General features: G+C 45.5%; 13 protein-coding genes. 6 read left to right on the top strand and 7 right to left on the bottom strand.

Annotated elements, in window-relative coordinates:
• Positions 1-192 precede the first annotated feature (192 nt).
• The gene (locus ACVC9U_RS21400; protein ID WP_075751584.1) at positions 193-972 is read left to right on the top strand and encodes an IclR family transcriptional regulator; all 780 of its coding nucleotides are present in this window, start codon (positions 193-195) and stop codon (positions 970-972) included.
• An 18-nt stretch (positions 973-990) separates the two neighbouring features.
• A complete protein-coding gene (locus ACVC9U_RS21395; RefSeq protein WP_441391495.1) occupies positions 991-1941 on the top strand; it encodes an amidohydrolase family protein in 951 nt (316 codons plus the stop codon).
• Between the two features lie 42 nt (positions 1942-1983).
• Here the strand turns inward: ACVC9U_RS21395 and pta are convergent, their stop codons facing one another.
• Positions 1984-2955, bottom strand: coding sequence for a phosphate acetyltransferase (gene pta, locus ACVC9U_RS21390; protein ID WP_059230853.1), 972 nt, complete (start codon positions 2953-2955; stop codon positions 1984-1986).
• Positions 2956-3243: 288 nt separating this feature from the next.
• Here pta and hemQ point away from each other — a divergent pair, with 288 nt between their 5' ends.
• A complete protein-coding gene (gene hemQ, locus ACVC9U_RS21385; protein ID WP_059230855.1) occupies positions 3244-4008 on the top strand; it encodes a hydrogen peroxide-dependent heme synthase in 765 nt (254 codons plus the stop codon).
• Positions 4009-4053: 45 nt separating this feature from the next.
• Here the strand turns inward: hemQ and bslA are convergent, their stop codons facing one another.
• Positions 4054-4593, bottom strand: a complete 540-nt coding sequence (bslA, locus tag ACVC9U_RS21380) for a biofilm surface layer hydrophobin BslA (protein ID WP_178388297.1) — start codon at positions 4591-4593, stop codon at positions 4054-4056.
• A 422-nt stretch (positions 4594-5015) separates the two neighbouring features.
• Between bslA and ACVC9U_RS21375 the strand changes: the two genes are divergently transcribed.
• From ACVC9U_RS21375 to ACVC9U_RS21365, 3 genes are all read left to right on the top strand, one after another.
• A complete protein-coding gene (locus ACVC9U_RS21375) occupies positions 5016-6362 on the top strand; it encodes a TrkH family potassium uptake protein (RefSeq protein WP_441391494.1) in 1347 nt (448 codons plus the stop codon).
• 392 nt (positions 6363-6754) lie between these two features.
• On the top strand, positions 6755-7291 hold the full coding sequence (gene gerQ, locus ACVC9U_RS21370) for a spore coat protein GerQ (RefSeq protein ID WP_075751587.1): 537 nt from the start codon (positions 6755-6757) through the stop codon (positions 7289-7291).
• Between the two features lie 118 nt (positions 7292-7409).
• Positions 7410-8840, top strand: coding sequence for an IS1182 family transposase (locus ACVC9U_RS21365; protein ID WP_016886315.1), 1431 nt, complete (start codon positions 7410-7412; stop codon positions 8838-8840).
• 40 nt (positions 8841-8880) lie between these two features.
• On the opposite strand, the gene ACVC9U_RS21360 is transcribed toward ACVC9U_RS21365, so the two are convergent.
• The 5 genes from ACVC9U_RS21360 to ACVC9U_RS21340 all read right to left on the bottom strand — a co-directional run bounded on the left by ACVC9U_RS21360 (position 8881) and on the right by ACVC9U_RS21340 (position 13967).
• On the bottom strand, positions 8881-10026 hold the full coding sequence (locus ACVC9U_RS21360; RefSeq protein ID WP_441391493.1) for an ABC transporter permease: 1146 nt from the start codon (positions 10024-10026) through the stop codon (positions 8881-8883).
• 1 nt (position 10027) lies between these two features.
• On the bottom strand, positions 10028-11152 hold the full coding sequence (locus tag ACVC9U_RS21355; protein ID WP_441391492.1) for an ABC transporter permease: 1125 nt from the start codon (positions 11150-11152) through the stop codon (positions 10028-10030).
• Positions 11153-11168: 16 nt separating this feature from the next.
• A complete protein-coding gene (locus tag ACVC9U_RS21350) occupies positions 11169-12104 on the bottom strand; it encodes an ABC transporter ATP-binding protein (RefSeq protein WP_441391491.1) in 936 nt (311 codons plus the stop codon).
• 103 nt (positions 12105-12207) lie between these two features.
• A complete protein-coding gene (locus ACVC9U_RS21345; protein ID WP_075751591.1) occupies positions 12208-13314 on the bottom strand; it encodes a sensor histidine kinase in 1107 nt (368 codons plus the stop codon).
• Between the two features lie 14 nt (positions 13315-13328).
• A complete protein-coding gene (locus tag ACVC9U_RS21340) occupies positions 13329-13967 on the bottom strand; it encodes a response regulator (protein WP_075751592.1) in 639 nt (212 codons plus the stop codon).
• Positions 13968-14104: the final 137 nt, after the last annotated feature.

The raw sequence follows: 14104 nt of genomic DNA, 5'->3' as shown, positions 1-14104 counted from the left end.
ACATCCTCCTTTTCAAATCCTTTCCATTAAGTTAAATGATTTTAAACGACAAGAAAACAGCAATGTTCCTCTATGCGGAACAAATCAGACATTTTTTCCGAAAATTTGATATTTTCCGCTTTTTTATTTTTTAAATCATGTTATATTATGGAACAAAAGGAAACGAAAACAAGGGAGAGAGTTGAGGAACCTATGACTGTTGAGACAAAGGACCACCAGCTGCTCGGTTCAGTAAAAAATGCACTTCGGCTGCTTCAATCGTTTACATTAGAGACACCGGAAAAGAAACTAACCGAACTCGCCTTATCGCTCGGCCTCGGAAAAAGCACAGTATCGCGCCTTTTGACTACATTGGAAAGCGAAGGGTTTGTCATGAAGGACCCGGAATCCAGAAGATACAAGCTCGGCTTATCGGTTCTGAAGTTAAACACCATTGTCAACTCCACTCTTGAAATCAACCGCGAATCCCAGCCGGTCCTCAAACGGCTGACAGAAGAGACCGGCGAAACGTCGCATATTGCGATGCGATGCGATCTCAGCGTCGTTTATCTCAATCGGACGGAATGCCCCCGCCCTGTCGAACTTCTCTCATATATCGGACGGCAAAACCCGATGCATTGCACAAGCTCGGGCAAGGTGCTTCTCGCCTTTGATGAAGATGGCATATTGGATGAGTATGTGAAGGACGGCTTGAAAAGCTGTACGAAACAAACGATTACAGACGGGGACAAACTGAGAGAGGCGCTGAAAACCGTTAAAGAAAACGGATTTGACATCAGTTGCGGGGAATTTATTGATGGTGTCACATCCATCTCAGCTCCTGTCAGAAACCACGCGGGACGAGTGTTGTACGCCATCAGTGTCGTAGGCCCGGCAGAACGCATAAAGGCCCGGCAGGCGAAAATCGTATACCAAGTAAAAAAAGCGGCCCGGGATATTTCCGAAAGGATCGGATACTGGCAACGAATATAAAAATTGGGGGAATTGGCTTTGTATGATCTTCACACGCACTTTATACCGCACGATGTGCTGCTTTGGCTGGACGACAATGAAAAGAGAGTCCACGCGGTCCGCGAAAAAAAGGCTGGCTGCCAAGCGGAGTTTTTGACGGTCAATCACAAATGGGGCTTTGAATTAAAAGAGCTGTTCTATCAGGAGGCTTTATATTTGGAAGCCCAGCAGGAGGCCGGCGTCTCACACTCATTGGTATCGCCGGTTCCGCAGCTTTTCCTTTACGATCTCGCCGAAGAAATCACAGACGAATTGTCCTTTGTATACAACAAAGCGCTTGCCGGATGGGTTAAAAAACACGACGGCCGCCTTTCAGGCCTCGGCACCGTCCCGCTGAACAGCCCTTTACAGGCGAGTGAGCGCCTGAATGAAGCGATGAACAACGGCCTTAAAGGAGCGATTATCGGCCCCGGCGCTTCGCAAATGCTTCTCTCAGACGAAGCATTTACACCGTTTTGGGAAACGGCTGACAGAAGAAAAGCGATTATCTTTATCCATCCGCTTCTTTCTGAAGATCCGCGGCTTCGCCGCAGGATGCTGCCAAATTTGATCGGCGTTCCGTGGGAAACGACGATTTGTGCCGCAGACCTTTTGTTAAGCGGGTTTACAGACCGTTTTCACAATGTGAAAATTCTGTTGGCGCACGGCGGCGGCTTTTTGCCTTATCAGATCGGAAGACTGAACAAAGGGTATGACAAATGGGCCGGCGTTTCTTCATCACTTTCGGCTCCGCCGATCGAATATTTGCGGAAGTTTTGGTTTGACAGCGTGCTGTGGGAGAAAGAAAGTGCGGCATATTTGAAGAAGCTCATCGGAGAAGACCGCCTTGTTCCGGGTTCCGATTTTCCTTTTGACCTTTGTCAGTGGCCGCCTCTCGATCCCGGTCGGAAAGGGGCGGAATCTCTGCTGAATGCAGCGATTGAAGCATAAAAAAAGGCGAACCTCTTCAGGTTCACCTTTTTCAACAACAAATTACAGCGCTTGAACCGCCGTAATCAGCGCAAGATTATAAACGTCTTCAGCGTTGCATCCTCTGGAGAGGTCGTTTACAGGCATGTTCAGCCCTTGCAGAATCGGACCGACCGCTTCGAAGTTGCCGAGGCGCTGAGCGATTTTATAGCCGATGTTCCCCGCTTCAAGACTTGGGAAAACAAATACGTTTGCATCACCTTTAATGACGGAGTCCGGCGCTTTTTTCTCAGCGACAGACGGAACAAATGCCGCGTCAAATTGGAATTCGCCGTCCAGTGTAAGCTCAGGCGCTTTTTCTTTGGCGATTGCAACCGCATTGGCTACCTTTTCAGTTTCGTCTGATTTTGCTGAGCCTTTTGTTGAAAAGCTGAGCATGGCGACACGAGGGTCAATGTTGAACATTTTCGCTGTGTTCGCACTTTCGATTGCGATTTCCGCAAGGTCCTGACTGTCAGGCGCAATATTGATCGCACAGTCTGCGAATACATACTGTTCATCGCCGCGCGCCATGATAAACACACCGGAAGTTTTCTTCACGCCTTCTTTTGTTTTAATAATTTGCAGCGCAGGGCGAACCGTATCCGCTGTTGAATGAGCCGCACCGCTGACAAGACCGTCGGCAAGCCCTTTATAAACAAGCATCGTTCCAAAATAGTTCTCATCTAAAAGGATTTGGCGGGCCTGTTCTTCCGTCGCTTTTCCTTTGCGGCGTTCAACGAAAGCCTGAACAAGGTCTTCCATTCCTTCGTATGTATGAGGATCGTATATGTCAACGCCATCCAGCGTCAAATTCAACCCGTTCGCTTTTTCTTTGATTTCCTGCTCGTTTCCCACAAGGATCGGCTTTAATACGTTGTTTCCGGCCAAGTCGTTGACAGCTTTGAGAATGCGCTCGTCCATACCTTCCGGAAATACGATTTTAACTCCTTTTCCTGCTACTTTTTCCTGCACTGTTGTAAATAGATCTGCCACTATATACCCTCCTTGAAAGTGTCACAAATACTTCATTTCTCTATTAAGCATACTCTTTTGTGATATAAATTCAATCCTTCTGTATTTTATTATAATGCTTTCACTTTTTAAACGATTTTTTTAAATTAATTTAAGTGCGGCAGGCTTTAAACCTTCTATTAGTATATAACAGCCTTTCCCAGTTATACGACAGAGTGTCACCTTTTGTTCAAATCTCCTAGACGGATAAAACGCGGCAAACTATGATATGATGAAGACAAGTACATACAAATTGGGAGTGATTGCAAAATGAGCGAACAGCAAAAAACGAACGAAGCCGCACAAACGCTTGACGGCTGGTATGCCCTTCACGATTTCCGGACAATGGACTGGTCCGCATGGAAAATGCTTTCAAGCGATGAGCGCCAGATCATTATCAGCGAATTTACAGGTCTTCTTGAAAAATGGGGAGCTGCTCAAAAAGAAGGTAACGGAAGCCATACGCTTTACAGCATCGTCGGCCAAAAAGCGGACTTCATGCTGATGATTTTGCGTCCTACTATGGAGGAATTAAATCAAATTGAACTTGAGTTCAACAAATCCAAACTCGCTGAATACACGATACCTGCTTATTCATACGTATCCGTTGTCGAGCTGAGCAACTATATGGGAAGCGGCGACGGAGACCCTTACGAAAATCCGCAAGTGCGGGCGCGCCTGTACCCTGAGCTCCCGAACGCCAAATATGTCTGCTTCTATCCGATGGATAAAAGAAGATCAGGCGATGACAACTGGTACATGCTGTCTATGGAAGAGAGAAGAAGCTTGATGCGCAGCCACGGGATGATCGGACGCGGCTATGCGGGAAAAGTGAAACAGATTATTACCGGCTCAATCGGATTTGACGATTATGAGTGGGGTGTCACGCTCTTTTCAGATGATGTGCTCCAGTTCAAAAAGCTCGTCTATGAAATGCGCTTCGATGAAGTAAGCGCCCGCTACGGTGAATTCGGTTCATTCTTTGTCGGCAACCGCCTCGCAAATGAACAGCTGCCTGCATTTTTGCATGTGTAATGATAAAAAGCTCCAAAGACCGAAGTCTTTGGAGCTTTTTTCTATTTACTTGCAGTTACACGGCTGTGTAGGCGGAGTCGCCCTTTTTTGCACCTCGATTGAAGATTCGGCATAGAAAGTCGATCCGAGCCCCAGCACTCTGTTCTCCGCCCGGAATGTATACTTTCCTGCGGCAGGCAGCGTTTTGTTTGCCAGCACCAGCTTAAACTCCGCAATACCAAGCAGATCAATTGTAAGCGGCAGCCTTACCGTTTTTCCGTTGTTCAAAATTTGCCCCGTTGTCAGCGCTCTTCCGTTCACCGTATCTTTCGTTGTTGCGGAAAATCCCGACGGCAATGTAAATTCAACCGTTCCCAGCGCCAGGATTGAATTCGGACGATACGTTAACTCAATATCCGAGAACGACCACTCCTGTTTGCTAGCACCTGTTATCACCGAATACAAGGAAGCTTTCGCAGCCGGGCGGTAGACAGATTCAGTTTTGGTTGTTTGAGCGCCGGCCTGGAATGAAGGCAGAAAAATCGCAACCATCATCACGAGACTAACCGCCAAGATTGACAATTTAGAACGATACATTCTTTTCAACACAGCAATTCCCCCTGGTCATCATTTTTTTCATCATTCGTCATGACAAAAGCGTGCAAGAAAGGCAACATCAAGCAACGCCTTCTTCCCAAAGCGCCGGCACTTTGGTGATTTCTATTAAAAACTACCATTTTTCCAGCGCGTAGTAAATGTTTTCCATGTCATATTTTTAAAATAAATACAAAATAATAGAATTTAACCAGGCGTTGCTCCTCTTGATTTTCTCCGCTGTGCTTTAGTAAAGGACAAAAGACCCGTCTACATTCCTTCTCTTCATCCTCCTGATTTTTGTTGACAAACGATGTATCTGGCTGTACATTATTGACATTATTGAAACATTACCATCTGCGTTTAAAATTAAAATCACCTTGCTTTTTCTCCATTCATGTTTTGACTGAATGGATGAAGAAAGGAACGAAAAAATGCCTAAATTGGTTTCTTCAAATCTTGTAAAAGGTAAGATCATCAATATTAGTCCGCCGCAGACGCTGGCGCTCAGTTTCTTGATTATCATTGCTATCGGCGCCTGTTTATTGAAGCTGTCCGGTGCCTCCACTACTTACATTTCATGGGTGGATGCTTTATTTACGGCCACCTCTGCAACTACGGTTACGGGCCTTGTCGTTGTCGATACAGGGGCAGATTTTACGGTTTTCGGACAAACAGTTATTATGTGCCTGATTCAAATCGGCGGACTCGGCTTAATGACATTTGCCGTCCTCGTCGTCATGATGATCGGCAAAAAAATCGGCTTGCAGCAACGAATTCTCGTTCAAGAAGCATTTAACCAGACTTCTTTAGGCGGACTTGTCCGCTTGGTCAAGCATTTGTTTATTTTCACCATTGTCATAGAATTTGCGGCATTTCTGATCCTTTCGATCAGATGGGTTCCTGAATACGGTTTGCAAAAAGGCTTGTTTCATAGTTTGTTTAACACGATTTCAGCCTTTAACAATGCGGGGTTCTCCCTGTGGCCGGACAACTTGTCTCAATATGTCGGCGACCCGATTGTCAACATTGTCATCACAGGCCTTTTCATTACAGGTGGTATCGGTTTTACCGTTCTGCTGGATTTATGGACAAAGCGAAACTTCCGGACATTATCGCTCCATTCCAAGCTCATGATCGTTGGAACATTGATCATCAATACGACAGCCGCCTTGCTGATTTTTATTTTGGAATACTCGAATCCGGGTACGCTCTGCGGATTGCCTTTAGCCGACAAAATGTGGGGTGCTTACTTCCAAGGTGTGACACCGCGAACAGCCGGATTCAATACGCTTGATATCGCCCAGATGACAACGCCTTCCCTCCTGTTAACCATCGTTTTGATGTTTATCGGAGCCGGAAGCGCGTCAACAGGGAGCGGAATTAAACTGACAACGTTTATCGTGATGATCTTGGCGACGATCACCTTTTTAAGGGGAAAAAGCGAGACGGTTGTGTTCAAAAGGGCGATTAAAATGAAAACCATTTTAAGAGCTTTGGCCATCATTGTGATCAGTTTTTTATTCGTGCTTTTCGCATTATTTATATTGACGATCACAGAGAAAGCTCCATTTTTGGAAATCGTCTTTGAAGTATTTTCCGCTTTTGGAACGGTCGGCCTGTCGATGGGACTGACACCTGATTTAACGACCGCAGGCAAAGCGGTTATCATGATGATGATGTTTATCGGCCGCGTCGGGCCTCTGACTATGGCGTTTACGCTGGCCAAGCCGAAGAAGGCACCGATCCGCCATCCTGAAGATGAAGTGATCACAGGTTAATATTTAGAAAGACCGCTCTTTTTGCGAGCGGACTTTCACAGGAGGTGATGACGGCGGCGTTCAGGCAGGACGCCTGGGCGGTTAGCCGCCGATCCTTCTCCTATTCGTAAGCACCGACTTAGCAGGCCCGACAACGAATGCGAGGGTTTGTCGACACGCTGAAAGACCGCTCTTTTCATGAGCGGTCTTTCTGTTTTTCTCTTTCCAACATGATGTGTCGTCATATTCCATCCCGCCCGTTCATACTGTAAAAGGGATGGGAAATATTGATCTATCATCTTGAGTCAGCCCCCCTGCTTTTACAGCCGGATCGTCTTCATAGCAGCACTTTATCATTCCTCATGTATGGACGGTAGGCATGACTTTGACACAATGAAATGAGGAGGAACGAGATGAAATTTAAAAAAAATCAATTTCAGCCGCTTCAAGAGCTTGAGATGCCGGATTTCCGGCAGCAAATGGGGCCCAACCCTTATCCGCAGATGGGACAGATGGGGCAAATGTATCAGCAGCAGGGACAGCAGCCTTTCACCCAAATGGGAGGGCAGCAATCGCAGCAGCAGCCCGGCCCACAGCTGTTTCAGCCGCAGCCGGCAGGAGTCCAGGTCCCTCCGATGCCTTCAGCACAGCAGACTTCGCCGAGCATCCCAGGCATGCTGCCGCTTGAGCAATCCTACATTGAAAACATTTTGCGGCTCAATCGCGGAAAAGTGGCAACCGTATATATGACATTCGAAAACAATCCGGAGTGGAATGCGAAAGTCTTTCGGGGAGAAATTGAAGCAGCCGGCCGCGACCACATCATTTTAAGCGACAGAAAAACGGGCACACGCTATTTGCTGCTGATGGTGTATCTTGACTATATTACGTTTGATGAGCCGATCACTTATGATTATCCGTATTCAATGGCCTCATATACCCCAAGATAAAGGTTCGGTTTAATTAAAACCGAACCCCAGCTTGTCGACAAAGTCACAAAAAAGTGGCTTGATCGACAAGCTTTTTTTGTTAAAATGTGTGTGGAATCTAATTTTTGGAGGTTTTACCATGTTGACCAAACACTCTAAAGATCAGCGTGAACAGCTTGAAGTCGTTGCCTTAAGTGAGCTTGTACCTGAAGACCATTTGGTCAGGAAGATGGAAGAAGCCATTGATTTTTCATTTATTTATCAAAAAGTTGCCCCTCTTTATTCTTCAAAAGGGCGTCCAAGTATTGATCCTGTTGTACTGATTAAAATGGTGCTCATTCAATACGTGTTTGGTCATCGCTCCATGCGCGAAACCATTAAGCGAATCGAAACTGATGTAGCCTATCGCTGGTTTATTGGATATGGATTCTCTGAAAAAATCCCTCACTTTTCAACCTTCAGTAAAAACTATGAACGTCGCTTTCATGACACAGACCTATTTGAAACAATCTTCTATAGGATTTTACGTCAGGCCATGGATCTCGGCCTCGTCGATCCTTCGGTTGCCTTCATCGACAGCACACATGTCAAAGCGAATGCCAATAAGAAAAAGTTTGTGAAAAAGATCGTAAGAAAAGAAACAAGAGCTTATCAGGAACAGTTAGATCAAGAAATTAATGCCGATCGCGAAGCCAACGGCAAAAAGCCCTTAAAGCCCAGGCAATGCTCAGAAGAACGAGAAATAAAAGAAAGTACAACAGATCCTGAGAGCGGCTATTTTGTAAAGGGTGAACGGGAACGCCTTTTTGCTTATGGTTTTCATACAGCTTGTGACCGGAACGGATTTGTGCTGGGGACGGTTGTTGAGCCTGCCAATATTCATGACAGCCAAGTGTTCACGACCCTGTTTCAACAAGTGAAAGAGCGCGTCGCCAAGCCTCATACGGTCGCAGTTGATGCCGGATACAAAACACCGGTTATCGCAAAATTTCTTCATGAAGAAAACGTTCGCCCTGTTATGCCTTACACGCGTCCGCAAACCAAAAAAGGATTCATGAGAAAACACGAGTATGTTTACGATGAATTTTATGATGTCTATATCTGCCCGCAAGACCATATTCTCTCCTATCGCACAACCAATCGGCAAGGTTATCGAGAGTATGCTTCAGATCCAAATCGATGTAAACAATGTCCATTACTACATACGTGTACAGAAAGTAGAGATCATCGAAAGATGATTCACAGACATATCTGGCAGGATCATTTAGACGAAGCTGATCATCTTCGGCATACGGAAGAGAATAAACAAATCTATGCCAAACGTAAAGAGACGATCGAACGAGTTTTTGCCGATTTAAAACATAAGCATGGCTTGCGCTGGACAACCTTACGGGGAAAGAAAAAATTGTCCATGCAGGCGATGCTTGTTTTCGCTGCCATGAATCTGAAAAAGCTGGCGAATTGGACCTGGAAAGGTCCTAACCGCCAGCCTTCTGATCGAAATAATAGAATAAAATGGACAAAAACAGGTCGGATTTTTAAAATCCGACCTGTTTTGTCAACGGTCTGAGGTTCGGTTTAATTAAAACCGAACCCTTTTTTTATCAATATTAAGCAAAGTTTCTCACATCATTATTGCGTTTGAATTTGTAAATAACGATGAGGAAAAAGACAGCAGCGAAAGCAAACAGGATCATGATATTCAAATACAGACCTTGAAGCTGCTGTCCCTCCTGCAATTTTGCCAGCGTATCCAGCACCCATCGCTGCGGAAGAAAGTCCGCGATACGCTGTGCGAAAGACGGCATGATTTCAATCGGCCAAAAACATCCGGACAGCATGATCGTCGGCATGAAAATTAAATTTCGCAATACCCCGGATGACTTGGAGCTGTTTGCAAAGACGACTGTGATCAATGCCAGACCGACCGCGCTTAGCGCAAAGATCAACAGCACCGCTGCCATCTCCCAAAATGAGATGCCGGTCTCCATGCGGAACACATATTTCACCATTATCAATGTTAAAAAGATTTGGCATGTGATGACAGACATACTGACGGCCACGTTGGACATCACGTACTGCCTTGCCGTTATCGGTGTGGTCAAAAGCCTGAAATACGTTCTGTTCTCTTTTTCCTTCACTAACAGTTCGGTCAAGCTTCCCGCTGAAAAAAGCATCGCCATCAGAAGAAAACCGACCGTCCGCTCCGTCATGTTTCTATTTTTCGCCGTGTCTTCAACCGTATATGTTTTGACACCCGCTTCAGAACTCCGGTAATTTTTATACATTTCCTCAAAACGCTTTTCATTCCCCTGCGCCGATTTGCCGATTGCGGCGATATTATCAATGTAATGATAAACATATGATTTCACAAATCCGGTAATTTCAGCGCCTTTGACAGATGCAATCGCGATATGAGCCGGTTCTCCGTTCTGCACGCTTTGAGAAAAGCCTTGTTCAAACGTAATGGCGCAATCAAGCTCCCCTGACGCAACTTGACTTTTCCCTTCTGCTTCACTGACCGCGCTGATGTTGACATTCTCGATCCCCTTCAAAAAATCCTTAGTATCTTCGGCGATTCGTCCGCCGTCATGATTGATAATTCCGACGCGCAAATCTGTCTTGTCCATACTTCCCTCTGTTAAAAGCGATACGAATATGCCTAGCAAGGGCAGACATACAAACAGAAAGATATTGATCTTCTTTTTGAAGGTGACATTCAGTGTGTTTTTGACAAGCCATAGCATTTCTTTCATCTTACAGCCCCTCCCTTCTCTGCAATGAGACAACGGCAATCAGCAGAAATAACAGGGATAAGCCGATGTTCAGCAAGATGGCGGGCAGCCCTGCCGCTAGATCGTCCGCAAATATAATGTTCATAATGGCTTCGTTCGTCCAGGCGAGCGGAGACAGGTTTTTGATCAAAGCTAAAACACCTTCCGCACCGTCGACAGGAAAATAAGCGCCTCCGAAAAATGCAACCAGCGGAATCAACACGTTAATGATCGCCACTGCCGCCTCCCCTGTTCTCGTCAAATAACTGACGCCGAGGCCGAGGCATACGGCAAACAATACGATGCTGAACAGCACGGCTGCCACAAGGCCGAGATGATCTCCCCAGTTCGCTTTAAATACGTATTTGCTGAGTACGACGACGGCAAAAATACACAATCCGTTTGTCACAAGATTGCCAATCAGCTTGCCGGCAAAAATCTCACCTTTATGAACCGGTGCCGCGATCAGCCGGTCGGCTGTTTTTCCAAGCCGCTCTCCCCTTATTAAATAACTGGCGCTTAATGCACTGTAAAGCGCGATCAGAGTGGTCATGGCAACCGCGTAATAATCTATGGAGTTGGGCTTTCTATCTGAGCTGAGCGACGTCTCCTTGATATAATGGTCGCCCGGTGTGTCACCGAGCACGGCACCCGCTTGCTCAGGAGCGGCTTTGATGATCTCTGCTGCGGCATTGTACCGGTTTGCATACGCGGTCAGCATCCCTTGAATAATGCTGTTTTTCATACTGTTTTTATCCATTTGGTAAAGCTTGATGCCGCTGTTTTCGATTTCAAGATAAGCATCGTAGTTCCCTTGTTTGATTTCTTGTTTTTCATCCATATCGGACAATACTTTTTTAAAATGAACGCCGGATGTTTTCGCTTCTTTTGCGAATGTTTTAAAACCTTGTGAAAACGCTCCGTCAGACTTGTCTTTATACAAGACATGAACCTCGCCGACCGCTGCTGTTTGTTGATCGAAAGCGTTCGTCAGCGCGGTGCCTAAAATCATTATCAGTACAATCGGAAATGCCAGCATAAAAAGGAATGTCCGCTTGTCCCGAAAAGCCGATACAATTTCTTTTTTCGCAATGATGAGTGTATTCAAACCATGGCCCCCCTTTCTAATCGCGCAACTGTCTTCCGGTCAAGGTCAGGAACACGGTTTCCAAATTAGGCGCTTTTTCTTCCAATGAACGAATCTCGGCCCCGTTTTTCATCAGCTTTTCAATAATCTGGTTTAAATTATTGACGCCTGCATCCGAGTTGATTTTGAGCGTATTGTCTTCAAGAACAGCCGCTTCCACACCGCTGATCGTTTTTAGTTCGCCGATATCGATATTTTCCGCAGATTTAAGAACGACTTGAATATCTTTCGTGTTGGTAATGATCGATTTCAGCTGCTCCTTCGTTCCCTCGGCGATAATATTTCCGTGATCAACGATGGCGATCCGCGTACAAATCTCTTCAACTTCCTCCATATAATGGCTCGTGTAAATAATCGTACATCCCATCGCATTTAACTTTTTGACGGATTCCAAAATATAATTTCTCGAATGCGGATCAATTCCAACCGTCGGTTCGTCCATGATGATCAGCTTTGGCCTGTGGGCGATCGCGCAGGCGATATTGAGCCTTCTTTTCATCCCGCCGGAAAAGTTTTTCGGAAAGCTTTTATGCTTATCGCTTAAACCGACGAACTGCAATGCTTCTTCCACCCGATTGTGCAAATGGGCCCCGCGCAGACCATAGAGCCCGGCGAAAAACTTTACATTTTCATATGCCGTTAAATCCTCGTAAATGGCCAGATCCTGCGGAACAATGCCGATATTCATCTTGGCGAACTTGCGGTGTTTCGCAATGTTTTTTCCGAGAATCAAAATCTCGCCTTCATTGCTTCTCAGCAAACTCGAGATCATGTGAATGGTCGTACTCTTTCCCGCCCCGTTTGCGCCGAGCAATCCAAATATTTCGCCCTCTTCGATTGAGAGTGATATATTATCGACGGCAACAAAGTCGCCAAATTTTTTCGTTAAATGATGAATTTCCAATACATTCATGTTCTCACCTCATTTTGACTTCATTATAAAAAAAAGATGAATGGTGCGGCAGTGCAGCATTTCATCTTTTTCACATGAGAAAATTCATATTCAATTCATGAAATCATTCATGCTTGGGCAGCAGGGTGGTGACAGAGAAGCCGTTCGAACCGTCAACAATCACCTTTCCGTTAACAGAAGCGGCCCGTTCCTCCATCCCGATGATCCCCATCCCTTTCTTGATTTTCTGCCGCCCTTTTCCGTTGTCTTTCACTTCGGCTTTAATGAGCGTATTCAGCACATGAATATAGATGGACACATGTGTCGCTTCAGCATATTTCACCGAGTTTGTCAGCGCTTCGGTGATATTTTCAAAAATAATCTTCCACTGAATTTGAGAAATAACATCCAAATCGCCTTTATGCAAAAATGAAATATTCATATGGTACCGCGCCGAACATTCATCGATAAACAGCTTCAATCTGTGGATACCCATCTGTTCTGAAGGCGGTTTGACGCTTTTTAACGTCAATCTGATGTTTTCGATCCCGTCCTTGGAGATGTTAATCGCGTTTTGCAGGAGCTCGGAAGCTTTTTCCTTGTCTATGTCAAGGACGCGCTTCGCCGCTTCGAGCTGAATCAGCGCTCCTGTCATGGAATGGCCGATTTTATCGTGTATTTCCTGGGAAAGCCGGTTGCGCTCCTCAAGCTTATACGTATATTCGGATTGTCTGATAAACTCTTTGTTTTCCCGCAGCATGTTTGTTAGCTTCTCCAGGTCTCTTCTCGTTTGATCGATATGATGTTCAAGCTTTTCAATCCGCGCTGCATCATGGCTTGCCGCCCAGTACAGCAAAAATTGAAAAGCGGCTGTCAACGCGTAGACCGCTGAGATGCTTTCATTGATAAACAAAACCGGACCGATTGAAGCGGCAAGTACCACCCACTTCGGCAGCCCGAAATCAGCTGCTCCTTCATACAGGCTAAAAGGAAGAAATAATATAAATAGGGGGTGCACATCTGCATAAGAAACAATTGAAATAATGACAGACATAATAATAAAAAGCTTTTTTATTTTTCCTTCAGGTAAAATCGCAATCCCGAGGTTGATACAGGCGTAAACAAGAAGGCTGAATACAAGCCACGGCAGATTGTCAATTTCCGAAGAAACGCATTGATAGATGATAAATCCCAACAAAATCAGTTTACCGGTCATAATCCGCAATTCCATGGTGATCCCCCAGGTTAAAAGTTAACGTTTCCGGTTAAATAATAAATCGCGATTTGCGTCCGGTGTTCAAGCCCTGTTTTCCCCAAAATCGAGGAAATATAATTGGCGATCGTACCTTCAGAAATAAACAGCTCTTTCGAAATTTCTTTATTGGACAGCCCTCTGGCGATCAGAGCCATAATTCCGAGCTCGCGTTCGGTAAACAGGCTTTCGTCTATTTTGGATTCCGCTTCTTTTTGCTCCGCCAAATTGGATTTAATCTTGTCGAGGATGACATCCTGCATGACAGTATGGCCGTTGAACACGCTTTTAATCGCGTCTCTGATTCGCTCAGGCTCGGCATTTTTCAGCAAATATCCTTTTGCTCCGTTCCGTATTGCAGCAACGATGTATTCGTCGTCATCAAACGTTGTTAAAATAAAAGGCTTGGCGCCCGTTTCTGAAATGAGCCGCGCAGCTTCCACTCCATCCATGTTGGGCATGCGGACATCAAGCAGTGCGATATCCACAGCTTGGCCGCGGCAAAATTCGACCGCTTGCAAGCCATCCTCTACCGTCGCCAGCACTTCAAATTCATCATAAGTGCTCAATATGATTTTCATACCCTCTCTTATGAATGAATTGTCATCCGCAATGATCACTTTAATTTTCATCTTTGAACGGAGACCGGTCCTCCGCCATGCACATCCCTTCTGTCAAAATGCAAAAGCCGGGTCTTTCGCCCTGTTCATAACATTAAATTACCATGAATCAGCCCCTGTTAAAATAAAAAAAAGCCAATCCTTTTCAG

This window comes from Bacillus sp. GM2, assembly GCF_056155945.1.
Note: the sequence above shows the minus strand (reverse complement) of the source record. Positions and strands in the feature narration are given on the sequence as shown.